Annotated in this window: 20 protein-coding genes and 1 riboswitch; of the genes, 9 read left to right on the top strand and 11 right to left on the bottom strand. The window is 68.9% G+C overall.

Annotation, left to right across the window (positions count from 1 at the left end):
• Nucleotides 1-30: 30 nt before the first annotated feature.
• From ASE43_RS11970 to ASE43_RS11945, 6 genes are all read right to left on the bottom strand, one after another.
• Nucleotides 31-420 carry a VOC family protein gene (locus ASE43_RS11970; RefSeq protein WP_056179546.1) on the bottom strand — a complete coding sequence of 130 codons (390 nt, stop codon included), beginning with the start codon at nt 418-420 and terminating at the stop codon, nt 31-33.
• Entirely contained in the window at nt 417-1,469 is a 1,053-nt protein-coding gene (locus tag ASE43_RS11965; protein ID WP_056179543.1) for a ferritin-like protein, read from the bottom strand. The genes ASE43_RS11970 and ASE43_RS11965 overlap by 4 nt, the downstream gene beginning before the upstream one ends.
• The gene (locus ASE43_RS11960; RefSeq protein ID WP_057160596.1) at nt 1,466-3,427 is read right to left on the bottom strand and encodes a hypothetical protein; all 1,962 of its coding nucleotides are present in this window, start codon (nt 3,425-3,427) and stop codon (nt 1,466-1,468) included. Before ASE43_RS11960 ends, ASE43_RS11965 begins: the two co-directional genes overlap by 4 nt.
• 92 nt (nt 3,428-3,519) lie before the next feature.
• Entirely contained in the window at nt 3,520-4,428 is a 909-nt protein-coding gene (locus tag ASE43_RS11955; RefSeq protein WP_057160595.1) for a hypothetical protein, read from the bottom strand.
• Between the two features lie 83 nt (nt 4,429-4,511).
• The gene (locus ASE43_RS11950) at nt 4,512-5,234 is read right to left on the bottom strand and encodes a VTT domain-containing protein (protein ID WP_057160594.1); all 723 of its coding nucleotides are present in this window, start codon (nt 5,232-5,234) and stop codon (nt 4,512-4,514) included.
• Nucleotides 5,231-7,132: a TonB-dependent receptor gene (locus tag ASE43_RS11945; RefSeq protein ID WP_162258785.1), complete on the bottom strand. Its 1,902-nt coding sequence runs from the start codon at nt 7,130-7,132 to the stop codon at nt 5,231-5,233. The genes ASE43_RS11950 and ASE43_RS11945 overlap by 4 nt, the downstream gene beginning before the upstream one ends.
• Nucleotides 7,133-7,724: 592 nt before the next feature.
• Between ASE43_RS11945 and ASE43_RS11940 the strand changes: the two genes are divergently transcribed.
• Complete coding sequence (locus ASE43_RS11940) at nt 7,725-8,027, top strand: hypothetical protein (RefSeq protein WP_157489415.1); 303 nt, start codon at nt 7,725-7,727, stop codon at nt 8,025-8,027.
• A gap of 302 nt (nt 8,028-8,329) precedes the next feature.
• Here ASE43_RS11940 and ASE43_RS11935 read toward each other — a convergent pair whose 3' ends face one another.
• Entirely contained in the window at nt 8,330-9,154 is an 825-nt protein-coding gene (locus tag ASE43_RS11935) for a UDP-2,3-diacylglucosamine diphosphatase (protein ID WP_056179530.1), read from the bottom strand.
• The gene (locus tag ASE43_RS11930; protein WP_057160592.1) at nt 9,151-10,911 is read right to left on the bottom strand and encodes a lysophospholipid acyltransferase family protein; all 1,761 of its coding nucleotides are present in this window, start codon (nt 10,909-10,911) and stop codon (nt 9,151-9,153) included. Before ASE43_RS11930 ends, ASE43_RS11935 begins: the two co-directional genes overlap by 4 nt.
• 196 nt (nt 10,912-11,107) lie before the next feature.
• Between ASE43_RS11930 and metK the strand changes: the two genes are divergently transcribed.
• From metK to bchE, 3 genes are all read left to right on the top strand, one after another.
• A complete protein-coding gene (metK, locus tag ASE43_RS11925; protein ID WP_056179524.1) occupies nt 11,108-12,331 on the top strand; it encodes a methionine adenosyltransferase in 1,224 nt (407 codons plus the stop codon).
• A 233-nt stretch (nt 12,332-12,564) separates the two neighbouring features.
• On the top strand, nt 12,565-12,795 hold the full coding sequence (locus tag ASE43_RS11920; protein ID WP_157499872.1) for a DUF3955 domain-containing protein: 231 nt from the start codon (nt 12,565-12,567) through the stop codon (nt 12,793-12,795).
• A gap of 21 nt (nt 12,796-12,816) precedes the next feature.
• Nucleotides 12,817-14,370 carry a magnesium-protoporphyrin IX monomethyl ester anaerobic oxidative cyclase gene (gene bchE, locus ASE43_RS11915; RefSeq protein WP_057160590.1) on the top strand — a complete coding sequence of 518 codons (1,554 nt, stop codon included), beginning with the start codon at nt 12,817-12,819 and terminating at the stop codon, nt 14,368-14,370.
• Between the two features lie 47 nt (nt 14,371-14,417).
• Here the strand turns inward: bchE and ASE43_RS11910 are convergent, their stop codons facing one another.
• Nucleotides 14,418-16,946, bottom strand: coding sequence for a prolyl oligopeptidase family serine peptidase (locus ASE43_RS11910; RefSeq protein ID WP_057160589.1), 2,529 nt, complete (start codon nt 16,944-16,946; stop codon nt 14,418-14,420).
• A 158-nt stretch (nt 16,947-17,104) separates the two neighbouring features.
• Nucleotides 17,105-17,184, top strand: a riboswitch (S-adenosyl-L-homocysteine riboswitch).
• Between the two features lie 67 nt (nt 17,185-17,251).
• Here ASE43_RS11910 and ahcY point away from each other — a divergent pair.
• Nucleotides 17,252-18,682 carry an adenosylhomocysteinase gene (ahcY, locus tag ASE43_RS11905; protein WP_057160588.1) on the top strand — a complete coding sequence of 477 codons (1,431 nt, stop codon included), beginning with the start codon at nt 17,252-17,254 and terminating at the stop codon, nt 18,680-18,682.
• Nucleotides 18,683-19,084: 402 nt separating this feature from the next.
• On the opposite strand, the gene ASE43_RS11900 is transcribed toward ahcY, so the two are convergent.
• On the bottom strand, nt 19,085-19,768 hold the full coding sequence (locus tag ASE43_RS11900; protein ID WP_056179510.1) for a GNAT family N-acetyltransferase: 684 nt from the start codon (nt 19,766-19,768) through the stop codon (nt 19,085-19,087).
• Between the two features lie 143 nt (nt 19,769-19,911).
• On the opposite strand from ASE43_RS11900, the gene metF reads away from it, so the two are divergent.
• From metF to ASE43_RS11880, 4 genes are all read left to right on the top strand, one after another.
• Nucleotides 19,912-20,736 carry a methylenetetrahydrofolate reductase [NAD(P)H] gene (metF, locus tag ASE43_RS11895; protein WP_056179507.1) on the top strand — a complete coding sequence of 275 codons (825 nt, stop codon included), beginning with the start codon at nt 19,912-19,914 and terminating at the stop codon, nt 20,734-20,736.
• Between the two features lie 109 nt (nt 20,737-20,845).
• Nucleotides 20,846-21,490, top strand: coding sequence for a hypothetical protein (locus ASE43_RS11890; protein ID WP_057160587.1), 645 nt, complete (start codon nt 20,846-20,848; stop codon nt 21,488-21,490).
• 94 nt (nt 21,491-21,584) lie between these two features.
• Complete coding sequence (locus ASE43_RS11885; RefSeq protein ID WP_057160586.1) at nt 21,585-22,499, top strand: branched-chain amino acid transaminase; 915 nt, start codon at nt 21,585-21,587, stop codon at nt 22,497-22,499.
• Nucleotides 22,500-22,524: 25 nt separating this feature from the next.
• Nucleotides 22,525-23,211 carry a hypothetical protein gene (locus ASE43_RS11880; RefSeq protein WP_057160585.1) on the top strand — a complete coding sequence of 229 codons (687 nt, stop codon included), beginning with the start codon at nt 22,525-22,527 and terminating at the stop codon, nt 23,209-23,211.
• A 21-nt stretch (nt 23,212-23,232) separates the two neighbouring features.
• On the opposite strand, the gene ASE43_RS11875 is transcribed toward ASE43_RS11880, so the two are convergent.
• Complete coding sequence (locus ASE43_RS11875; protein WP_056179496.1) at nt 23,233-24,582, bottom strand: HAMP domain-containing sensor histidine kinase; 1,350 nt, start codon at nt 24,580-24,582, stop codon at nt 23,233-23,235.
• Nucleotides 24,583-24,586 lie beyond the last annotated feature (4 nt).

Genomic DNA, 24,586 nt, shown 5'->3' with positions numbered 1-24,586 from the left:
CGGCGCGCGCTGCGGCCGACCCGCATCGCGCTAGCGCTGGAACGGCCGGATCAAACCGACCGGATTGCCCTCGGGGTCCTGGATCATCGCGAAGCTGTAGCCGTCGGCGTCGGCGGGCGCCATGTACTGACGCCCGCCGGCCGCGATCGCCGCGTCGATGGTGGCCTGCAGATCGTCGACCAACAGATAGAAGTTGTGCCCCGGTTCGAAGCCGGGCGTGTTCGGGTCGGCCTGGCCGATACCGCCCAGCAGCGGTTGCATGCGCACCGGGAAATGCACGTAAGCGAAGCCAGCATCGCCGTTCTCATAGCGCCAGCCGAACACTTGGCTGTAGAAGCGCTGCATCGCCGCCTGGTCCCGGGCGATGATCTCGAACATCGCCACCGGATGCCGGTTCACGGACGCGTCGCTGTCGCTCATCCCATGCCCCCCTGGGTTTCGATGTACTCGTAGCTGGGGCCTACAGTGCGGCCCGTGCCGTCGCCGATATCGGTCTGCATCATCGCCACCGCCAGCACGCGCAGGTCGTACATCAGGCCGATCGCGCGATCCAAGGCCTGCGGCGTGCCGTTGAAGGCCTGATGCAGGGCGTTGAGCAAGGCGCTGTAGTTATAGGCGAATTGCTCGATGCGGCTTCGCGCCTGGGTGCCGGGCGCGAAGTCGGCGATCTTGCAGTTCGGTTTCAGCGGCCAGATCGCCGACGGGTCGAACTCGATCGGCACGCCGGCGTAGGCGTAGCCCTCGGGCGTGGTGATCAGTTCGCGTCCGGCCACGATCGATCCGAACATATAGAAATGCGCCGGATCGCCCGGCGACTGGAACGGCGTGACCGAGCTGCCCTCGCCTTCCAGCTTGATGATCTCGATGGCGTGGCAGGCCGACTCCGGGCCTTCGATCGGAAACAGCTTGTCGGGCGGGAACCAGGCGCTGTTCACCACCTGCGGGGGCGCGCTGGTGTGCACGAAGATGTCCTGGCCCAGTTCGCGGATGCGCTGCTGGATGGCGTCGTAGAACTCGCCGATGGTCGCGTATTCGGGTTCGGTGCCGGCCTGCAGCATGCGCTGGCGGATCGGGATCTCCTCCTCGGGCTGCTCGATGGCCATGAACACGTGCTTGACCAGGCCCATCGAGAACGCCTCGATGCCGACCCGCAATCCGTCGCCGATGTCCATCGGCAGCGGGCCCGGGTACTTGGGCACGAAGTCGCGGGTGTTGATCCGCGGGCTGCCGCCGATCGCGATCAGGATGTTGGCGGCGATGCTCATGTGCAGCATCTCCTGCACGATGATGCTGCGGATCATCGCGGCGATGCGGCGGTTGCTGCCCGGCCGCAGCGACAGCATCGCGGTCAGGTAGGGCGGTATGGTGCTGTGTTCCAGCTCGACCGCGTTCTGCAGGTATTTATGCAGATCGACCGCGGTCTCGGCGGCGCGGATGCCGCTGAGGATTTCCGGACGCAGGCGGATCATGGCGTGTCTCCCGGTTCTTGGCCCTGCCCCGCCTTGCGGCGCGCCAGGTACTGCAGGACGAACGCGGACTTGCCCGCGCTTTGCAGCGGCGCCAGATCGACCGGCGCGGGTTCCTGCGCGACGACGGCGGCGGCGACGGGGGTCCCGGCGACGGTGGGCGCCAGCGGCGGTTTGCCGAGCAAGGGCAAGCCGTCGGGCGCGGGCGTGTCCAGCCAGCGCAGGATGGTGGCGCGGTCGCCGGCGCTGAGGTCGCGCGTGACCGGCATGTGGTTGGGATCGCGGCGCGGCAGCGAGAATGCCAGGCGCAGCGCCTTCAAGCGCGTGATCACCGAGTCGTAGCTGCGCAGATCGACCACGTAGCGGCTCATGATCGGATAGAGGTTGCCGTACTGGGTAAACAAGGGCTGGATGTCGTCGTACCAGGTCGGTGCCGCCGGCGGCTCGGTCTTGCTGTAGACCAGCACGCTTACGTAGTTGAGCGGATTGGCGACATAGCCCGAGGGCTGGGCGGCGAGCTGGTAGCCGATGCCGTAGAGCTGGCCGGCGATGTAGCCGCGCGGCCGGCCCGGCCCGGCGTCGGACGCGCGCAATTCGACCTGGGCGCGGCCGGCCGCATCGGTGGTCGCGGTCGCGGCGTAGGCGATGGCGTCTGTGGGCGTGCCGATGTCGGGAATCGCCGCATGCGGCCGCGTCGGCGGCGTCATCGTGTCGCCGCCGCCGGAACCGCCCATGAAACCCTCGGTGGCGCTGAGCGCGATCCCGGCCCCGGCCAGCGGCTGGCCGTAGCGGGTGGCGTAGAACTCCAGCCGGTCGCGCTCGCCCGGATCGAGGCGGAACACGAAGTCGTCGGCACGCAGGTACTGGCCGTCCAGCGACTCCTGCATTAGCACCTTGTAGAAGCCCGAGGGCTGCGGCGACAGCAACAGCAAGGGGCAGGCCGGTAGGAAGCTCTGCGCGCGCGGGTTCGCGCTGAGGTCGAAATCGATCACGCCCGCGGTCTGCGCGTACCAGTCCGGCGTTTGGTACGGCACTTCGCCGATCAGCGCGACCGAGTTGGCCGGAATGTCCGCGACCAGCTCAGCCGGCGGATTGAAGCTCAATACGCCGATCACCAGCGGGCCGAGATCCTCGAAGCCGCTGTCGGCGCTCTTGATTGGCAGGGTGTTGCCCAGGTCCAGGGTCAACGCGCTTGAGTCGGCCGCGACCTGGCCCTGGGCATCGTAGACGCCGTTTTTGGGCGCCAGCGGCGACTGCCCGGACGGCATCGCGATCATCTGGCGGCCGCGCACGAAATGCTTGGGCTCGCCGCGCAGATACGGGCCGATGCTGCCGACCACGTGGCCCATGGTGTAACGCGGGATGGTGGCGTCGCGACCGTAGCCGTAGACGTTGAACGCGATCGACAGCAGACCGTCCTCGGTGGCCTCGCGCAATGCGCGCAGCAGCGGCGAATCCAGGGCCGCGTCCCAGGCGATGTCCTCCAGCACCGACTGGTAGTTCGCCGCCAGCTTCTGATCCATGGGCACGCCGCTCTTCTGGCGTTGCCACAGGTTGCAGAACGCGACCGGCTTGAACTCGCCCTGCAGCACCGCCTTGCGCGCCGCGTCCAGCAGGCGCAGCTGCATGCCCCAGATCTGCGAGACCATCTGCTGCTGCGGGTCCAGATCGACCAGCTTGCCGGGCGCGCGCTGGTCGGCGTTCTCCAGCAGCATGCCGATCGCGGGATCGTCGCCGGCGCCGCGCAGGGTCTTGCCGGCGAGCGCGCCGCCGGTCACCGCGCAATCCAGGAAGCGGAAGATGCCGGTGCCTTCGGGGTTCCAGCTGCCGTTCTGGTTGTACTGCTGGTACTCGGGGACGAAGGAGTCGTTCTGGAACGTGCGGACGTCGTTGTTGATGGTCGAGACGTCGGCCTGGAACCAGCCGCTGAAGTGCAAGCGCGGCGCGTCTAGGTAACTCATCGGGTGTGCTCCTGGCTATCGCGGCGCCGAGCGTCCGGGCCGCGTCCTTGCTGGGATTCGGGTTCGCGAGAACCCGGCCGGTCCTACGGCTGCTATTTCTTCTGCTTGCCCGCCTGCTCCTTGTCCGGGCAGTCGCCGTCGAACAGACAGCACCACTCCGGCTCGACCGGACACATCTGCGCGACCTGGTCCCAGGTCGCGGCCGGATCGGGGCGCTCGGCGCGGAAGCTGCTGTAGTTCTGGCTCACGATCGGCGCGTTGGGCGGATCGGCGGGATAGCCCGAGAAAAAGAACGACTGCGGATGACGGTAGGCCGGTGCGTTCGCGTCCATCGGATAATCGGAGGTCGGCTCGCGCCAGAACGCGTAGCCGAACAAGATCTTCTGCGGCCCCACTTCGCGCGCATAGGCCTGCACGCTACCGTTCAGGTGGGTGCTGCGTTGCGCGTCGTAGGGCAGATGCTTGATGAAGTCCAGGCGCGGCGGGTGGTTTTTGGGCGAGAACTTGCAGCACTGCGGCGTGCCCGGCGGACGGTCGGCGTAGCGCAGGAAGTAGGCCTTGTTGCCCAGCGAGACGAAGGCGCAGGTGAAGTTGTTGGCCGAGGGGAAGATCGGCAGGCACTGCTTTTCGTAGTACTCCATCATCGCGCCCTCGCCGTCCTTGTCGGCGGGCACGTAGGTCGAGTCGTAGTAGGTCGCGCCGTAGGAGACCTGGTAATCGCCCGGCGTCAGGCCCGCCGGCGGCGAGGTGTAGGGCGGCGGATATTGCTCGTAGTTGGCGAACACCCGGTACATGGTCCAACCGCTGGTCCACCACTTCGGATACAGCGGGTCGCTGGGCTCGCCGGGCTTGCGCGCATGGATGCAGCGCGAGGCGGGCACGCAGCCTTTGTCGTTGTGGACGCCGCCGGTGTAGTAGATGTGGCGCTCGGCCGGCGTCTGCTTCGGCTTCGCGGCCTCGATCCTGGGGCCGGACGCCGCCGCCGTGCCGGCCGCCAGCATCAGCGCCAGCGCGCACCGGACCGCGATGCCTCGTGCCGATGCCCCTGTTCTGTTCCTCGACGCTGCGCTTGCGGAGATCCTGCTCATGGCGTTACTCCTCGATCGTGTTCACGGGATACAGCGGAGCCCGCGCCGGCCAGCAGCCGGCGCAGGAGGATGCGATGGATCAGCCACACCAGGGCCGGCAGGGCGAGTAGGGTCGGCAGCATCGCGGCCGGATGCGGTTCGCTCAGGCCCAGCCAGGCGCTGGCGCCGTACAGCGCACCGACCGCGCAGGACGACAGCGCCGCATGCGCGAACGCGGCCAGCGGCGGCACCCGCCACACGCCGGCCAGCAAGGCGCTGAGTTCGGCCAGCACCGGCAGCGGCCGCGCGGCGACGATCCACCACAGCGCCTGGCGCCGCGCCGACGCGCGTGCGCGATCCCACAAGGCCGCGCCGATCCAGCGACGCAGGCGCGTCTCGGGCAGTACCCGGCCCAGCGCGTAGCCGAGCGCGAACGCGAGCAGGCCACCGGTCGCGACCGCAAGCCCGCCCCACAACGGCCCCAGTCCCCAGCACAGCAGCATGCCGATCACGCTGCTCGGCACCGGCAGCACCACATCGGCCACCAGCAGCGCGATGCCCAACGCGGCCAGCCACAGACGCGCGTCCTGCGCGGACAGCCAGGCCGGCGCGGCGCGGTCGAGGGCATCGCCCCACAGCGCGAACGGCACCAGCACGCAGGCCAGCAACACGACCGCGAACACCCCCAGGCGCCACCACGCCGCGCGGCCTGCCGATACGATGGGCGCGTTGCCGTTCATTGCAGCGGCCAACGCAGGGCCAGGCGCAGTCTGCGTCCGGGCGAGTCGGTGCCGATGGTTTCCTCGCTACGCGCGTCGGCGAGGTTGTCGATCGCCAGCAGCAGCTGCGCCGGCCCCCATTGCTGGCGCAGGCTCAGGTCCAGCGTGGTGGTCGCGTCCAGCCGGCGCTCGCCGGTGGGAATCGAAGAATCGTAGCGTCGGCCCAGGTGTCGCAACGCCAGGGACAGTTCGCGACGCTCGCCCAGCGGCATGCCGACGGATGCGCTCCACTGCGCGCGCGGCCGATAGCGCAGCCGCGTTTCGCCGCCGTCGCCGTCGTAGGCCTTTACGCGCATCCAGCTGCCTTCGAATTGCAGGCGCCAGTCGTTGGCGTAGCGCCGTCCCGCGCGCCACTCCAGGCCGCGCGTTTCGATGCGCGCCCGGTTCACCAGTTGCGGCGGCGGGCCGGCGTCGAAATCGATCAGGTCGCGATAGCGCGCGTCGAACAGCGTCAGACGCAGGCTCCAGGGTGCGTCGGCCGCGGTCGCGTAGTAGAGCTCGCGATGCAACGCGCGCTCGGGCTTGAGCGCGGGGTTTCCGACCAGCGGATGCGCGAGCGCATAGAAGCTGGGCCGCTTGGACGAGCGCGCGACCGACAGGCCCCATTCGCCGTGCTCGCCGCCCAGCGCGCGCTGCAACGACAGCATGGGATGGGTGGCGTCGTCGCCGCGATCGGGATGCTCGTAACGCAGGCCGCCCTGCGCGGTCCACGGCCCCGCTTGCCAACGCGCCTCGGCGAAGGCGCTGGCGGTACTGCGGCGCAACGAGAAGCCGGCCGGCAGCGCGAAGCCGCCGAAATCGATCAGGCTGTCGAGGTCGCCGCGCTCGCGCTGGTACTGCGTGCCTAGGGTGAACATCAGCCCGTCGCCGGCCCGCAACAGCCAGTGCAATTGGGCTTCGTCGCGGCGATAGTCGCCGAGGCTGCGCATCGCCGGCAGGCCGAAGGGATCGCGCAGGCCCGGTGCGACGCCCGGCGTATCCTCGTCGCCATCGCGCGCGAGCGTCGCCAGTTGCGCTTCGATCGCGCCGCCGTGGCGCAGCCGGTATTCGCCACGCAAGGACAGCTGGCGGCTGCGGCTGCGGCGGCTGTCCAGGCTGCGGATCGCGGCATACGCGTCGCCGCCGCTGTCGTCGGGGAAGGCCAGATTGCGGCTGTCGCTGTAGCGCGCGGCCGCGTGCAGGCGGGTGCGCTCGCCCACGGCCCCGTCCCAGCCGAGGTTGGCGGCGCGCACGCGGTTGCGCGCGCCGCCTTCGCCGTTTTCCTCGCGCTGGGTCGCGCTAGCGCGCAAGGCCGTGCCTGCCCACGACGCCTGCGCCGCGCGCAAGCCGTCGCCGCCGACACTGGCGCCCAGGGTGGCGCCGGGCGCGGCGCGGCGGGTGAAGATATGGATCAATCCCGCGATCGCTTCGGCGTTGACCACGCTGGCGTTGCCGCGGACGATCTCGATGCGTTCGATGTCGTCGCTGGACAAGGTATTGAGATCGACCGCGCTGCCACGCGAAGACAAGGGGTCGTTCTGGCGCACGTGATCGATCAGGACCACCACGTGGCTGGGATCGGCGCCGCGCAGATACAGCGCGCCGAAGCCGCCGCTGCCCGCGCCGCGATCGATCACGATGCCGGCCTGGCGCGACAGGATGTCGGCCGCGCTCAGTCCCTGCAACGCATCCAGATCGGCGCGCTCCAGCACCGTCACGTGCTGGCTCGCGGCCGCGGCGGTGATCGGCAGGGCGCTGGCGCTGACCCGCTCGCGGTCCAGAGTGTGGATGTCGTCGGCGGCCTGCGCCGCGCGCAGCGGCGGCGCGACCAGCAACAGCGCGATAGCCAGAAGAGGGGGCGCGCAACGCGCCACGGGCATCAAGACATCCGGATCCTTCCGAACCATCGCGCACCGTCCCTGGTCGCTAAGCCGTTTTGTGGCCGGCGGCGCGGTCGTGCCGCGTTTACGCGTCGCTGCCGGCATCCCCTGTCCGCGGTCCGCGGCCATCGCTCCCCGATGCCCGTGTCCCGCCGTTCGGCTGGGGGACCCTCCCGCGGGGCTGAGGTTGGCACAGAATCCCGCGCCACGCCAATGCCCTCGCGCGGTGCAAGCAGGCGATGGCGCAGGCGTCGCATCGCGACATGGCGGGCGCCGCGGTCCTGGCTCGCGCGCGCCTGGAGCGGCGGCATCGGGCCGCGATTTTCGGTATTCGCAAATCGCGTGCAAGCGCGCATCGATGCCGGCACAGCGCGCGCTCGCGCGGCGACGAGACATCGCGATGCGATGCCGCCAAGCGCGCGTACGTTGCTGCCGTTCGTCGGTTTCGTCGCTTACATGACGTCAGTCACGGGCCGTTCCGGCACTCGTTCGCTTGCGCGCTAACGCGAATCATACGAGTGCCGGAGTCACCCCACACCGGCCTGCGGCGACGTCGCAGCCACAGGGCCAGGAGGCCCGACCGGAGAACGTCATGAACGCAAGAACCGCACTGTTCGTCGTCGCGATGGCCGCTACCGCACCGGTCTATGCGAATGAAGTCGTCGGCACGCTGTCGCAGGAAACCGGCCTCAGCGAACGCAAGGTCCAGATGATCGTCGGCAACCGCACCGCGTTCGCCGAATACACCCGCAGCTACGATCGTTCGCTCGCGCAGTTCAAGCGCGCGCTCGGCAACGAACGCTACCAGCGCCTGATGGCCGGCCAGACCATCCAGGTCGGCGAGCACCGGGTCGCGCTGGGCGGCATGCAGGACCGCGACGTAGCCGCCAAGTAGTCGCGACGCATCCGCCGCCGCTTGCCGCCCTCCCCTACGCTGGGCGGGCGGTTGGCGGATGCGGGGGTGGGTTTTTGCGGCTGAGCTCGTTGGCTACAGCTTCGCGCGCAGCGCGGGGTTTGGTCTAGTGTGGCCGCTGCGTTCTGAGGCGAGCTCACGAAGTTCGGCGTTCGACGGCACGCCTCGACATGACGCTGAAGTCACTGGATCCCCGCCTTCGCGGGGATGACGAATCGAGATGACGCCGACTGGTCGGCGTCTACCTGAATCGCACGCCAGGAATCGAACGTTTCGACTAACTTTCAAGCCGCGTGCGGGAGCTGCGCGTCCGGCAGGCGCGGCGCGCGCGCCGGCAGCATCGCCAGGGTGTCGCCGTTGTGCGAGAGCAGGCGCAGGCTGCCGTCCGGATCCTCGGCCAACGCGGTCAGGCTCTCGACCCAATCGCCATCGTTGGCGTAGACGCAGCCGTCGCGTTCGAACAGACCCGGGCGGTGGATATGCCCGCAGATCACCCCGTCCAGGCCGCGTCGGCGCGCGTCGTCCAGGCCGGCCTGCACGAAGCGCGCGATGTAGCGCTCGGCGGCGCCGCTTCGGCGCTTGAGGAATTCAGACAGCGACCAGTAGCGCAGGCCGAAGCGGCGCCGCACGCGATTGAGCATCTGGTTGCCGGTGAGGATGCGGTAGTACAGCCAGTCGCCGAACTGCTCCTGCAGCCCGCCGAAGTGGGTCACGCCGTCGTAGTCGTCGCCGTGGGTGACCAGCAGGCGGCGGCCGTCGGCGGTGACGTGGATGCTGCGGCGCCGAATCGACATGCGCGGCAAGGCCAGGCCGCAGAAGCGCCGGATCGGCCGGTCGTGATTGCCGGGCACGTAGATCAGTTCGGTGCCCGCGCGCCGCAGCGCGTGCAGAGCCTCGATCACGCGGTACTGGGCCGCGCCCCAGGTCATGCGCCTCTGCGCCATCCACCACAGATCGACGATATCGCCGACCAGATAGAGACGGTCGCAGCGCAGGTGGCCGAGGAACTCCGCCAGTTCGGCGGCGTGGCAATGCTTGGCGCCCAGATGCACGTCCGACAGGAACACGGCGCGGCGACGGGGCGGCAGTTGGGCGATCGACGGGCTCATACGCGGCTCTCGCTGGCGACGGAAGCATCGTCGTGGCGCGCCGCGGCCGCTTCGGCCGCCGGGTCGACCACGCTCAGATAGCGTTCGCGCTTCTTCGGCCGCACGCGCTCCAGATCGACCTCGATCAGGCCGTCGACCGCGTCGCTGAAGGCCGGGTCCACGCCGAAGGCGAGGAACCGCGCCCCGCCCGGCTCGCACAATTCGGTGTACTGCTTGTAGAGCATGGGCAAGGTCGCGCCCAGCGCGTCCAGATTGCCGCGCAGCACCCGGAACGCGGTACCGGCATCGAGTTCGTCGAACTGCGGCGGCGCGGCGCGGTAGACGAAGGGCTGCTTCGACACCGCTTCGCCCTCCTCGGCGCCGTAGTAGCGCGCGTAGTAGGCGACGATCTGTTCGCGCGCGGCCGGCGGCAGCGCGGCGCTGATCGAAACCGGGCCGTACAGGTAGCGCACCTTGCGATGCCGGGCCAGGTAGGCGCCGATGCCCTGCCACAGATAATCGATGCTGCGGCTGCCCCAGTAGTCGGGCGCGACGAAGCTGCGCCCCAACTCCATGCCCTGGGCCAGGCGCGGCACGGTGTCGTCGGCGTAGCGGAACAACGAGGCGGTGTAGAGCCCGGCCAGGCCGCGCTCGGCCAGCACCTGGGCACCGCGCGCGATGCGATAGGCGCCGGCGATCTTGGCCGCGGCCGCGTCCCACAGCACGATGTGCTCGTACCAGCTGTCGTAGAGGTCCACGTCCAGGCGCCGCCCGGTGCCCTCGCCGACCGCGCGGAAAGTGAGCTCGCGCAGGCGACCGATCTCGCGCAACAGCTTGGAGCCCGGCTGCAGCCGGCCGACCCGGATCTGCTTGCCGTCGAAGGTCTGGCCCAGCGAGGTCAGGGCCGCGATCTCGATCCGCAGGGCGATCGGGTCGACCGCGTCGATCAGCGGCTCGGGGCCTTCCGGCGCCGGGCGCTCGCGCACGGTGCCGATCGCGTGCAGCTCGCGCCGCACCTCGCGCAGCAGGCGGTCGGGGTCGGCGTCGGCGGGCAGGCTCAGCGGGCGGCCGATGCGCAAGGCGATCCGGCGCGAGCCGCGCGCGAACATCTCGCGCGCCAGCAGCGCGGTGCCGGCCGGCTTGAACAGGGCCGAGGCGCCGTAGAACAGCGCCGAATTGCGCGCCTCGATGCGCACCGGCAGCACCGGCGCGCCGGTCTTGCGCGCGAAACGCAGGAAACCGCGCCGCCAGCGCCCGTCGGTGACCCCGCGCAGACCCAGCCGCGCGACTTCGCCGGCCGGGAACACGATCACGCACTGCTCGGCCTCCAGCGCCGCCTCGATCGCCTGCAGGCTCTCGGCGCTGGGCCGGCCGCCGAGGATCTTGACCGGCAGGATCAGCCCGTCCAGCCCTTCCAGGGCCTGCAGCAGGTCGTTGGCGACGATGCGCACGTCGCGGCGGACGCTGCCGACCAGGTCCAGCAGGGCCAGGGCGTCGATGGCGCCGGAGGGATGGTTGGCGACCACCAGCAGGCGTCCGCTGGCCGGAATGCGCTGCTTTTCGGCCGGATCGGCGCTGTAACGCGCCTGCAGGAACTCCAGGGCCGCGCCGACGAAGGCGAAACCGCGCAGGTGGCCGTTCTCGGCCAGGAAACCGTCGACCGCGTCGAACTTCGACCAGCGCCCGATGGTGCGCAGCAGCGGCCGGGCCAGCCGCTCGCGGCGGCCCCGAAACCACTGCGGGAAGCGTTCTTGCAGGCGGCGTTCGAGTTGCAGCATGTGCTGGCGTCGCGGTGGCGGCGGTATGCCGCGCAGCCTGGGCCGCGCCGGAGACAGTCCGATGGCGCTGGGGCTTCAGGCGTGTGACAGCCGCTTAACGACCCGGCAACGCCGGAAATGGGCACAATGCGCCGAACCGGCACAGCCTGTATCATAGGCGGCCATCTTTTTATCCGAATCGAAGGATATTCGCCCGATGTCCAGCTACCTGTTCACCTCCGAGTCCGTGTCCGAAGGCCATCCGGACAAGATCGCCGACCAGATTTCCGATGCGGTGCTGGACGCGATCCTGGCCCAGGACAAGCGCGCGCGCGTGGCCTGCGAAACCATGGTCAAGACCGGCGCTGCGATCGTCGCCGGCGAAGTCACCACTTCGGCCTGGGTCGATATCGAGTCGCTGGCGCGCAAGGTCATCAACGACATCGGCTACAACAATTCCAACGTCGGCTTCGACGGCCACACCTGCGCGATCATCAACATGCTCGGCAAGCAGTCGCCGGACATCGCCGCGGGCGTCGACCGCAAGAAGCCGGAAGAACAGGGCGCGGGCGACCAGGGCCTGATGTTCGGCTACGCCTGCAACGAAGCCCCGGAGTTCATGCCGGCGCCGATCTACTACTCGCACCGTCTGGTCGAGCAGCAGGCCAAGGTCCGCAAGCAGAAGAACTCCAAGCTGCCGTGGTTGCGTCCGGACGCCAAGTCGCAGGTCACCCTGCGCTACGACGACAAGCACCAGGTCGCCGGCCTCGACGCGGTCGTGCTGTCGACCCAGCACGATCCGGGCATCAAGCAGAAGGACCTGGTCGAGGGCGTGTACGAGCACATCCTCAAGCCGGTGCTGCCGAAGGCGTGGCTGGAAAAGCTGCCCAAGAGCAAGGTCCACATCAACCCGACCGGCATCTTCGTGATCGGCGGCCCGGTGGGCGACTGCGGCCTGACCGGCCGCAAGATCATCGTCGACAGCTACGGCGGCATGGCCCGTCACGGCGGCGGCGCGTTCTCGGGTAAGGATCCGTCCAAGGTCGATCGTTCGGCCGCCTACGCCGCGCGCTACGTCGCCAAGAACATCGTCGCCGCCGGCCTGGCCGACAAGTGCGAAGTGCAGGTCTCGTACGCGATCGGCGTGGCCGAGCCGACCTCGATCTCGGTCACCACCTTCGGCACCGGCAAGATCAGCGACGACAAGATCGAGAAGCTGATCCGCAAGCACTTCGACCTGCGCCCGTACGGCATCGTCAAGATGCTGGACCTGATCCACCCGGTCTATCAGCTGACCGCCGCTTACGGCCACTTCGGCCGCAAGCCGCGCGACGTCACCTACACCGACGGCGCCGGCAAGAAGCACACCGCGACCGCGTTCTCGTGGGAAAAGACCGACAAGGCCGACGATCTGCGCAAGGACGCCGGCATCAAGAAGTAAGTAGCGCCGCGCCCTCGGGCGTCGCCACGAAAACGGAGCGCCTCGGCGCTCCGTTTTTGTTTGGGGGGCGCAAAAGCAAATCTCCCTCAATCCCCCTCAACAAAGGGGGAAGCAGAGCGGCGCCTTGATGGCATTCGCATAGCCGAGGCGCCACGCTCGCTTCACAGACGCCTCATCCTGCGCGCACCCGCACGGCCCAGCCTGTTGCCATCGCAGCGCAGGAGCCCGCCGTCGTGTCCAGCCCGTCCCTAACCTCGCAAGTCGCCGTGTCGCTGCTGTGCCTGGGCAGCCTGTGTCTGATCGCGTTCCGCCTGATCGGTGTCAGCATCGACGAAGACGGCGTGCTGCACGAGCCGTTCGCGCTGATACCGATCGGCTTCGCGCTGATCGCGAGCGGCGCGGTGGTCGGCACGGTCGGCCTGGTCCGCGCCGCCTTGGGCGCCCTCACCCGTCGCCGCCGCTGATAGCAGCCAGGAGCGGTCGCCATGGATCCCAACGATTTCCGCATCCTGCTGCTGAATCCGCCGCACACCGCGATCGGCAGCCGCATCCCGCGCGAGCAACTGCCGCCGCTGGGCCTGCTCAGCATCGGCGGACCCTTGATCGACGCAGGCTTCGCGGTCGAACTGCTGGACGCCGAGTTCGGTCCGCTGACGATCGACGAGATCGTGCGGCGCGTACTCGCGGCCGCGCCCGATCTGCTGATGGTCGGTCACTCCGGCTCGACCTCGGCGCATCCGACCATCGCCCGCATCGCCGCGCGCCTCAAGCGCGAGCGTCCGCAGCTGCGCATCGTCTACGGCGGCGTCTATCCGACCTATCACTGGCGCGACGTGCTGGAGCGCGAAGCCGCGGTGGACATCGTGGTGCGCGGCGAGGGCGAGCGCACCGCGACCCTGCTCGCGCAGGCGCTGGCGCGCGGCGAGGACCTGGCCGGCGTGCCGGGGCTGGCCTATCGCCGCGACGACGGCCGCATCGTGGAGACCGGCCAGGCCGAGATGATCCTGGACCTGGACCAGTGCCGGGTCGGCTGGGAGCTGATCGACCACGACCGCTATTCCTACTGGGGCGGCATGAAGGCGGTGGTGGTGCAGTTCTCGCGCGGCTGCCCCTACCTGTGCAGCTACTGCGGCCAGCGCGGCTTCTGGAGCCGCTGGCGCCATCGCGATCCGGTCAAATTCGCGCGCGAGCTCGCGCGCCTGCACCGCGAACACGGCGTGCGCCTGATCAACTTCGCCGACGAGTTGCCGACAGGTTCGCGCAAAGCCTGGCAGGCCTTCCTGGAGGCGCTGATCGCGGAGAACGTCGATCTGACCCTGGTCGGCTCGACCCGCGCCGGCGACATCGTGCGCGACGCCGACATCCTGCACCTGTACAAGCGCGCGGGCGTGATCCGTTTCCTGCTCGGCATCGAGAGCTATTCCGAAGCCACCCTGAGCAAGATCCGCAAGGGCGCCAGCGTCAGCGAGGACCGCGAAGCGATCCGTCTGCTGCGCGCGCACGGGATCATCTCGATGGCGACCTATGTGGTGGGCTTCGACGAGGAGCGCGATCGCGACTACTGGAATTCGCTGCGCCACCTGCTGCGCTACGACCCCGACCAGATCCAACTGCTCTACGTCACCCCGCATCGTTGGACGCCCTATTACGACAGCGTCGCCGACCGGCGCGTGATCCAGACCGACGCGCGCAAGTGGGACTACAAGCATCAGGTGCTGGCGACCACGCGGGTGCCGCCGTGGCGGGTGCTGCTGTGGGTGAAGGCGATCGAGGCGATCGTGCAGTTGCGCCCGCGCGCGCTCTACCGCAGCCTGCTGCACCCCGACCGCGAGGTGCTCAAGGGCATGCGCTGGTACGTGCGCATGGGCCGGCGGGTGTGGCTGCGCGAGCTGTTCGAGTTCTTCTTCGCCGGCGGACGCAGCCGCAACGGGCCCAGCGTCGAGGAATTCTGGGGCGCCTCGCTGTCGGCGCAGGAGTATGCCCTGGCCAAACCGCAGCGGCGACGGATTCCGATCCGCAGCCTCACGCCCCCGCCTTGAAACGAGAAGGGGCGCCTAGGCGCCCCTTATCGCGCGGCTGCCGGCGCTTACTTGCCGGCCTTGCTCTTTCCGCCCTTGCCCTCGGCCTGCGCCGCCTTGGCCTCGGCCTTGCCGTTCTTGACGTAGCGTTCCAGCCAGTCGTTCGACTCGGCCAGCATGTGCAGGATCGACTCGCGCGCGCGGTAGCCGTGCGCCTCGTTGGGCAGCATCACCAGGCGGGCGTTGCCGCCCAGGCCCTTGATCGCGGCGTACATGCGTTCGCTCTGGATCGGGAAGGTGCCGGAGTTGTTGTCCTGCTCGCCGTGGATCAGCAGGATCGGATCCTTGATCTTGTCGGCGAAGTTGAACGGCGACATGGTTTCGTAGGTGCTCTGCGCCTGCCAGTAATTGCGCTCCTCGGCCTGGAAACCGAACGGCGTCAGGGTGCGGTTGTAGGCGCCGCTGCGGGCGATGCCGGCCTTGAACAGGCGCGTGTGCGCGAGCAGGTTGGCGGTCATGAAGGCGCCGTAGGAATGGCCGCCGATGGCGATGCGTTCGCGATCGGCGACGCCGCGCCGCACCACCTCGTCCACCGCCGCCTGGGCGCTGGCGGTGAGCTGTTCCAGATAGGTATCGTTGGGCTCCTTGTCGCCCTCGCCCACGATCGGCATCGAAGGATCGTCGAGCACCGCGTAGCCCATCGCCAGGAAAGCCTGCGGGCCCCAGTAGCTGATCGCGTTGAAGCGATAAGGCGAGTCGGTGACCTGGCTGGCGGCGCTGGCGGATTTGAACTCCTGCGGATAGGCCCACATCAGCAGCGGCAGCGGGCCGTCGCGCTTGGGCTCGTACTTCGGCGGCAGGTAGAGCGTGCCGGTGAGCTCGACGCCGTCGGCGCGCTTATAGCGGATCTGCTCCTTCTTGACGTCCTTGAGCTGCGGCGTGGGATGCGCGAAGCGGGTCAGCGCGGTCGGCGCGGCCTCGGCCTGGCTCAGGTCGCGAATGTAGTAGTTGGTCGGCTCGGTCGGCGATTCGCGCGTGCTGATGACGCGCGTACCGGCGTTGTCGAGCAGCGCGCGCGGGTACTCGTAGTACGGCGCCTGCGAGTGGAACAGACGGGTTTTCTTGCCGTCGGCGAGATTCAACTTGTCCACGAACGGGCGGTCGCCTTCGGCCGAGGCGCCGTCGCCGATCAGGAACACGTTGTCGCCCTCCAGGATCAGGCGCGGATTGCCGGCCGCGTCGCTCTGCGTGGCCGGCGTGCCGGGGTCGTTGTAGCGGTCCTCGTAGGAGCCTTCGAACACCAGCTGCGGCTCGCGACCGACGTCGTCCGGCGCCACGCGCCACTGCTTGGTCTGGCGGGTCTTCCACCACGACTCGCTGATCAGGGCCAGGTCGCCACGGCCCCATTCGATGTCGGACACGCGCGTGCCCAACCGCGCCAGGGTCACCGGCGGCTGCTCGAACGGCGCGGCCTGCATCAGCACCGCATCGCGGATCGCGACCTGCTTGGCCGGATCGCCGCCGTCCTGGGCCTCAGCCCAGATCAGGGTCGCCGGCGCATCGGCGCGCCAGCCGATATCGCGCACGCCGGTGGGCACCGCGTCGTTGCCGTTGGGCAGTCCCTCGAACAGCGGCAGCTTGGCGATTTCGTTGACCAGCTTGCCGTCCAGCGCCAGCACTTCGATCCGGCGCGGGAAGTAGAACGAGGGCACCACGTAGGAGAACGGCCGCTCGATCCGCTGCGCGAGCAGCAACTTGCCGTCCGGCGACGGCGTCAGCGACTGGTAGAGATCGGGCAGGCCGACCTTGGCGAGCTTGCCGCCCAGATCGATCAGAGCCGGCTGCGAGCGCAGGTAGTGCGCGAACAGGCGCGCGTCGGCCTCATTCTTGAGCAGGTCCTGGTAGGTGCGCAGCTGCCGCACCGAGCCGCCGGCCTGGGTCTGCTGGGTGGCGGGACCGGTCGGGATGCCGTCGGACGCGGGCGGCGCGCCCTGGTTTTCGGGCTGCAGCTGCACCAGCAGGCGGCGGCTGTCGGGCATCCAGGTGTAGCCGCGTCCGCTGACGGTGTTCAGCGGCTGTGCGGTCAGACGACGCGCGCTGCGCGTGGCCACATCGACCACCCACAGCTCGTTGGCGCCGGTCTTGGCGTCGACGTGGTTGAAGGCGATCTGGCTCTGATCCGGCGACCAGCTGACGCTGGCCAAGGCCAGCGGCTGCGGCAGGCCCTGCAGGCGCAGGTCCTTGCGGGTTGCGATATCCAGCAGCCACAAATCGGTGCCGAAGCTGAATCGGCTCTGGGCGTAGGTGCGCGGATTGATGCGCACGCCGGCGAGCTTGAGCTCGGGCTGCGCGACCACGTCGATGCCGGGCAGATTGGGCACCTGCATCATCGCCGCCAGATCGCGGCGCGGGCTCAGCATCAGCTGCGGCGGACGCGGGGCGTCGACCAGGGCCTGCAGCGCGGCCGGCGGCAGGCGGTAGCCGTTGTCGGTGGCGGCGGGCTTGGCCGGCGCGGCCGCGAACACGGCAACCGGCGCTAGCAACAGGGTGGCGATCAGGGCCAGGGAGACACAACCAGGCCGTAAGGGCTTCTTCATGGGCGATCCGCTTGCGTAGTGATGGCGGAACGGCCGCGCCGCGGCGGTGGATCCCCTGCCGGTGGGCGGTCCGTCGATGAACGGGGCCGGGCGCCAGAGCCCTCCCCTGAGTCGAGAATAGCGGCTTCCGGCGGCGACTACCGGTACAATTCTGCCGGTTCGCCGAGGGGCGCTGCGACCGCGACGCAAGAGCGCGGCCAGGCTTGGCGGATTCCAAACGTAACGGCGCCCGATGTCCGCGGTCCCCGCGCATTCCGGCCCCATGCCGGTCTCGACGCGGCAGACCCCAAAAATCGGAGCTAAAAATGAACGCAGTAGCCAAGACCTTCTCCACCGACGGCGATTACAAGGTCGCCGACATCTCGCTGGCCGATTGGGGCCGCAAGGAACTCGATATCGCCGAGCACGAGATGCCGGGCCTGATGTCGATCCGCAAGAAGTACGCCGCCGCGCAGTCGCTCAAGGGCGTGCGCGTGACCGGTTCGCTGCACATGACCATCCAGACCGCGGTCCTGATCGAGACCCTGAAGGACCTCGGCGCCGACGTGCGCTGGGCGTCGTGCAACATCTTCTCGACCCAGGACCACGCCGCCGCCGCGATCGCGGCCACCGGCACCCCGGTGTTCGCCTGGAAGGGCGAAACCCTCGAGGAATACTGGGATTGCACGCTCGACGCGCTGACCTTCCCGGGCGGCAAGGGCCCGGAGCTGGTCGTCGACGACGGCGGCGACGTGACCCTGCTGATCCACAAGGGCTATGAGCTCGAGAACGGCTCCAAGTGGGTCGACGAGCCGGCCTCCTCGCACGAAGAGCAGATCATCAAGAACCTGCTCAAGCGCGTCGCCAAGGAGCGTCCGGGCTTCTGGCACACCGTGGTCAAGGACTGGAAGGGCGTCTCCGAAGAGACCACCACCGGCGTCCACCGCCTGTACCAGCTGGCCGAAGCCGGCACCCTGCTGGTCCCGGCGATCAACGTCAACGACTCGGTCACCAAGTCCAAGTTCGACAACCTGTACGGCTGCCGCGAGTCGCTGGCCGATGGCCTCAAGCGCGCGATGGACGTGATGCTGGCCGGTAAGGTCGCGGTGGTGTGCGGCTACGGCGACGTCGGCAAGGGCTCGGCCCACTCGCTGCGCGCCTACGGCGCCCGCGTCGTGGTCACCGAGATCGACCCGATCAACGCCCTGCAGGCCGCGATGGAAGGCTTCGAGGTCAACACCGTCGAGAGCACCCTGGGCCGTGGCGACATCTACGTCACCACCACCGGCAACAAGGACGTGCTGACGCTCGAGCACATGTCGCAGATGAAGGATCAGGCCATCGTCTGCAACATCGGCCACTTCGACAACGAGATCCAGGTCGATGCGCTGAACGCTTCGGGCGCGACCAAGCTCAACATCAAGCCGCAGGTCGACAAGTACACCTTCAAGAACGGCAACTCGATCTTCCTGCTGGCCGAAGGCCGCCTGGTCAACCTGGGCTGCGCCACCGGCCACCCGAGCTTCGTGATGTCGAACTCGTTCTCCAACCAGACCCTGGCCCAGATCGACCTGTGGGCGAACAAGGACAGCTACGAGCCGAAGGTCTACATCCTGCCGAAGAAGCTGGACGAAGAAGTCGCGCGTCTGCACCTGGAGAAGATCGGCGTGAAGCTGACCCGTCTGACCGACGACCAGGCCGCCTACCTGGGCGTGTCGGCCGACGGTCCGTACAAGCCGGATCACTACCGCTACTGATCGACGCCGGCCGCGAGGCCGTTGCGAAGCAAGACGAAAACGGGCGCCTCGGCGCCCGTTTTTTTTTGGGCGAGTTGTAGCGCGATCGCGAGGACGCGCGCGTGTCATGGCATCGCGAGGCCGTGCGGTTGCCACCGCACGCTACGCGCTCGCCCTTGTAGGAACGGCAATGGCGAGCATCCACTTTTGATGCGCCAACCCGCCCAGTCGCAAGCTACGCGCTGCCCCCTGTAGGAGCGGCGCAAGCCGCGACCACGCGGACGGACGAAGCGACGCGATCGCGGCTTACCCCGCTCCTACCCCAAAGCCGCGGCTTCGAGAATGACGCAACGCTCCGATCGCCCGCGGAAGCCTGGCTCTCTGTGGGAGCGGCGTAAGCCGCGATCGCGCCAGCCAGCGAAGTTACGCCTGCACCCGCCGCAACGACCAGAACGGAATCTCGCGCCGCAGCCGATAACCGTTTTGCTCGTACAACCCGATCGCGCGCGGATTCTCCTGGCTCACGTGCAGGAACGGGATCAGCCCGCGCGCGTGGTTATCGTTGGACAGAAACACCAGCAACCGGCGCGCATAGCCGCGGCCGTTGAAATCCGGATGCGTGCAGACCGCGCTGATCTCGGTGTACGCCTGCGTGCCCATGCGCTCGCCGATCATCGCCGCCAGCCGGCCGTCCTGATAGATGCCGAAGTAGCGCCCCAGCTCGGGCGTGCGCGGCCGGAAGTAATGCGGATATACCAACGCGGTCAGCGCCAGCACGTCCTCGCGCCGGCTCTCGTCCAGGGGCACGATCTGCGGCCCCTCGACCGCGGCGACTGGTCGCTCGCAGATCATCTGCGCCAGCTCGGCCAGATGCGTGAGCTGCCAGCGCGCGGACACCGCCGGCGCGCGCCCCAGCACCAGCGCCGTGTCGCCGGCCGGCACCAGGGTTTCCAGCGCGTCCTCGACCGCGGCGCCGGCCTCGGGCACGCCCAGGAACGGCGCCACCTGGGCCGGATAGCGCGCGGCCGCGCCGGCGCTCAGCGCCAGCGCGCGATGCCGGCTGGCCAGGGATTCCCAGATCGGGTTGTCGAGCACCTGTTCGGACATGCGTGTTCACCGTATGCGCGCAGCGGGGTCTAAGGCCAGGTTTGGGCCGGCAGGACCTGCGATCAAGGGCTGGCCCAACTTGATTTTATTTCATCGCGATGAAGAGATACCATGGACACCACTCCGTCGCCTGCCCCGCGCCCATGCTGCCGATCAGTTTCGAGTTCTATCCGCCCAAGACCGACGAGCAGCGCGCGCAGCTGGACAAGACCGCGGCCAAGCTCAAGGCGCGCAAGCCGCATTACGTGTCCTGCACCTTCGGCGCCGGCGGTTCGACCCTGAGCTACACCCCGGACACCGTGCGCCATCTGCGCGATGCGCACAGCCTGGACGCGGCGCCGCATCTGTCCTGCGTGGGCGGCACCCGCGCCGAGATCCGCCAACTGCTGAACCAGTACCGCGAGATCGGCTGCCGTCGCCTCGTCACCCTGCGCGGCGACCTGCCCTCGGGCATGGCCAGCGCCGGCGACCTGCGCTACGCCAACGAGCTGGTCGAGTTCATCCGCGCCGAAACCGGCGACCACTTCCATATCGAAGTCGCCGCTTATCCGGAAATGCATCCGCAGGCGCGCGACGCGCACAGCGATCTGGAGAACTTCAAGCGCAAGGTCCGCGCCGGCGCCAACGGCGCGATCACCCAGTACTTCTACAACGCCGACGCCTATTTCCGCTTCGTCGACGACGTGCGCGCGGCCGGCATCGAGGTGCCGATCGTGCCGGGCATCATGCCGATCGCCAACTTCAGCCAGCTGCGCCGCTTCTCCGACCTGTGCGGCGCCGAGATCCCGCGCTGGATCCAGCAGCGCATGATGGCCTACGGCGACGACGTCGACAGCCTGCGCGAGTTCGGCGCCGACGTGGTCGCGCAGCTGTGCCAGCGCCTGATCGACGGCGGCGCGCCCGGCCTGCACTTCTACACGCTCAATCTCTCCAAGCCGACCCTGAGCGTGCTCTCGCGCCTGAGCTGAGCCGGTCAGCGCGCTCCGGCTTGCGCCGGGGCCGCGCAGGCTGCCGCAGCGTGAACGGACTGCGACCGCCGCACTGTCGCCGGCTACGCGCCGGCGCTACGCTGCGGCGATGCCTTGGTACGTCCGTGTCTGCGCCCTAGCCCTGCTGTCGCTCGCGGCCCTGCTGTGGCCGCGCGAAAGCCAGGCCCAGATCCGGCGCTGCGTCGGCCCGGACGGCGCGGCGGTGTTCACCGACCGCCGTTGCGAGGACATCGGCAGCAGCGACAGCCTCCCACGCGCGCCCGCCGGCGCGGCCGCATCCAAGGGCGGCTATCGCGGCGGCTGCGCGCGCAACGTGCAGGATCTGGTGTACCAGATGACCAGCGCGATCGACGCCCACGACGGCAATCGGCTGGCCGGGGTCTATCACTGGACCGGCATGTCCGGCAGCACCGCCTATTCGGTGCTGGAACGCCTGGAAACCATCGCCCGGCGGCCCTTGGTCGATATCGTGCCGATCATGCCGGCCGCGGCCGCACCGCCGGTCGTAGCGCCGCCGACGCAGAACCAGGGCTGGGTCGAGGTCGATCCCACGGCCGACATCGAGCCCGGCTCCGAGCTCGCACCCGCCGCGCCCGAACCCGAGTACGTGCCGCAGGCCCGCCGCCTGCCGGTGGCGCTGCGGGTCGAGCAGACCCTGGCCAACGGCAGCACGCCCTCGCATACCGTGTTCGGACTGATCCGGCACTTCGGCTGCTGGTGGATCAAGGGCTGAGCGCGGACACGCCCTGAGCGTGCCGGCGCGTGCGGATGGGCCCGGCCGCGCCGACAGGGCACAATAGCGGTTTCTCCCCCCACGGAAGCCGGCGATGCAATACCCCGAATGGATCTGGCACAACGGCGCGATCAAGCGCTGGGCCGAAGCCACCACCCACGTGATGTCGCACGCGCTGCATTACGGCTCGTCGGTGTTCGAAGGCATCCGCAGCTACGACACGCCGGACGGGCCGAAGATTTTCCGTCTGACCGAGCACAACACGCGCCTGTTCGCCTCGGCCAAGATCTACGACATGCCGATGCCGTACACGGTCGAACAGGTCAATCAGGCCTGCCGCGACGTGCTCAAGGCCAACGACTACACCACCGATTACCTGCGTCCGGTCGCCTACCGCGGCCTGGGCGGCTTCGGCCTGTCCGCCGACACCCCGACCGACATGGCGGTGGCGACCTGGAAGATGGGCCAGTACCTGGGCGCCAGCGTGCTCGAACAGGGCATCGACGCCTGCGTGTCCAGCTGGCAGCGTTTCGCGCCGAACACCATTCCGGCCGGCGCCAAGGCCGGCGGCAACTACCTGTCGGGCCAGTTGGTCGCGCGCGAAGCGCGGCGCCTGGGCTTCGGCGAGGGCATCGCCCTGGCCTCGACCGGTCTGTTGTCCGAAGGCGCGGGCGAGAACCTGTTCCTGGTCTTCGACGGCGCGCTGCACACCACCCCGGTCAGCGCCGCGCTGCTCAACGGCATCACCCGCAACACCATCATCACTCTCGCCCGCGACGCGGGCTACACGGTGGTGGAACGCGATCTGCCGCGCGAATATTTGTACCTGTGCGACGAGCTGTTCATGTGCGGCACCGCCGCCGAGATCACCCCGATCCGTTCGGTCGACGGCCGTCAGGTCGGCACCGGCAAGCCCGGCCCGGTGACCCAGCGCATGCAGGAACTGTTCTTCGGTCTGTTCAGCGGCAAGACGCCGGACAAGTACGGCTGGCTCGAACGCGTCGACTGAGCCGCATCCTCGGCTCACGGCGGCGATGGATTACCGCGAGCGCTACCGCAACGGCGAGCATCGTCAGGTGACGGCGGAGCTGACGCGGCTGGACCCGCGCGAGGGCGACGCGCGCATGCAGATGCGCGCGGTCGCCGAACTGGCGATGGAGCGGGTGGCGCACAACTGCCGGCTGCTCGTCCAGCGCCTGACGGCGCACGGCTATGCCTACTCGGTGTATTGCGACCCGGACGACGGCGGCGGCGTCTCGGCACCCTTGCTCGACGCCGATGCCGTAGCGCCGGCCATGTTGAAAACTCGGATCGGCGCGTTGCCGGTCACGCTGGAATGCTTCTGGCAGGCGATGGGCGGGGTCGCGCTCACCGGCACGCACCCCGATTTCCCCGACATGCTCGACCCTCTGGTGGTCTACCCGGCCGAGGCGCTGCTGGAAGAATCGGAGCAGGCCGAACGCGAGGACGACGGCCTGTTCCACCTGGCGCTGTCGCCGGACGATTACCACAAGGATAACGTCAGCGGCGGCGCGCCCTACTCGGTGGCCCTGCCGCAGGACGGCTTCGACTTCGTGCTGCTGTACGAATCGCGCGAGGCCTATTTCCTCGACTACCTGCGCGACGTCATCCTGCATCGCGGCGGTTTCGGCGCGCTGGACGCCCAAGCCGCCGGCGGCGTGCCGCTGAGCGCGCTCACCGAAGGGCTGCTGCCGTTCTGAGCGACGACGACGCTCAGCGTTTCAGCCGACCAGGGCGGTCGAACCGCCGAAGCTAAGCGTCGCGACCACGCCCTTCTCCTCGCCCGGCTTGACCCGCACGTCCCAGCCGTAGAGCTCGCACAAGCGACGCACGATCGACAGGCCGATGCCGCCGCCCTGCGAATGGCCGGCGTGGGTGCCGCGGTAGCCGCGCTCGAACAGCTTGGCCGCGTCTTCGGCGCTGAGACCGGGCCCGGAATCGATCACCTCCACCCAGCGCGGATGCAGGCGCACGATCACCTCGCCCTGGGTGGTGTACTTGACCGCGTTGCCGATCAGATTGCCCAGCGCCACCGCGACCGCGGCTTCCGGCGCGTCCACGACCAGGCCACGCTCGCCTTCCACGCGCAGGTCCAGCGGCTTGCCGGCGAGCTGGGCGCGGTGCGCGTCCAGCAACTGCTCGGACAGGCGCGCGATGTCGGTGGCGCCGTGGCCGCGCTCGTTGCGCGACAGCAACAGCAGCGCGCTGATCAAGTCGGTGCATTGCTGCTCGGCGCGCTGGATGCGGGCCAGGCGGATGCGGGTCTTCTCGTCCAGGTCCGAGCGCGTAAGCAGCAGCTCGACCGCGCCCTTGATCACCGCCAGCGGCGTGCGCAGCTCGTGGCTGACGTCGGCGTTGAACTCGCGATCGCGCTGGACCACGTCGGTGAGGCGCTCGGCGTAATCGTCCAGGGCCTTGGCGAGCTCGCCGACTTCGTCGTCGGGGAAGTGCGTGGCCAGGCCTTCGGGTTGCGAGGCGCGGCCGGACAGGCGCAGGCGGCGCGCCAGTTCCGACACCGGGCTCATCACGCGCGAGGCCGCCCACCAGCCGACCAGCAACGACAGCAGGGTGAACACCAGCACCGAGCCGTAGATGGCGCGGTTGAATTGCTGCTCGCCGCGCGTGGTCGAGCTCATGTCGTAAGCGAGGAAGAACCAGGCGTTGGGCGTCTTGCGTACCGCGAGTTTGTAGGCGAATGACTCGCCGTTCTCGTCCTGGCCGCGCAGGCCGTGGATGCCGTCCTTGAGTTCGAACCACTCCGGCCGGTTCACCCGCACCGAATCGAATTTGTCCGGGGTGTAGACGAAGGCGCGGATCTGGTCGACCGCGAACTCCGGGTTCTTCGGATCCTTCTCGAACTGCAACGCGAACTGGGTGATGTTGCGGTTCATCACGTCTTCGACCAGCGCGTTCTCGACCCGGGTGCGGGTCCAGTTGGTCGCGAACGCGAACATGGTCGTCAGCCCGAAGCCGAGCAGGACGAAGGACAGAATGATGCGGCTGCGCAAGCGCCGCCGATAGCGCACCCGTTTCTTGCGCCGCTCGGGCGCGGGCGATTCCCCTGTCGCCACGCGA

The sequence above is a fragment of the Lysobacter sp. Root983 genome, assembly GCF_001429345.1.
GTDB lineage: Bacteria > Pseudomonadota > Gammaproteobacteria > Xanthomonadales > Xanthomonadaceae > Lysobacter.
This window is presented reverse-complemented; position numbering and strand designations above follow the sequence as displayed.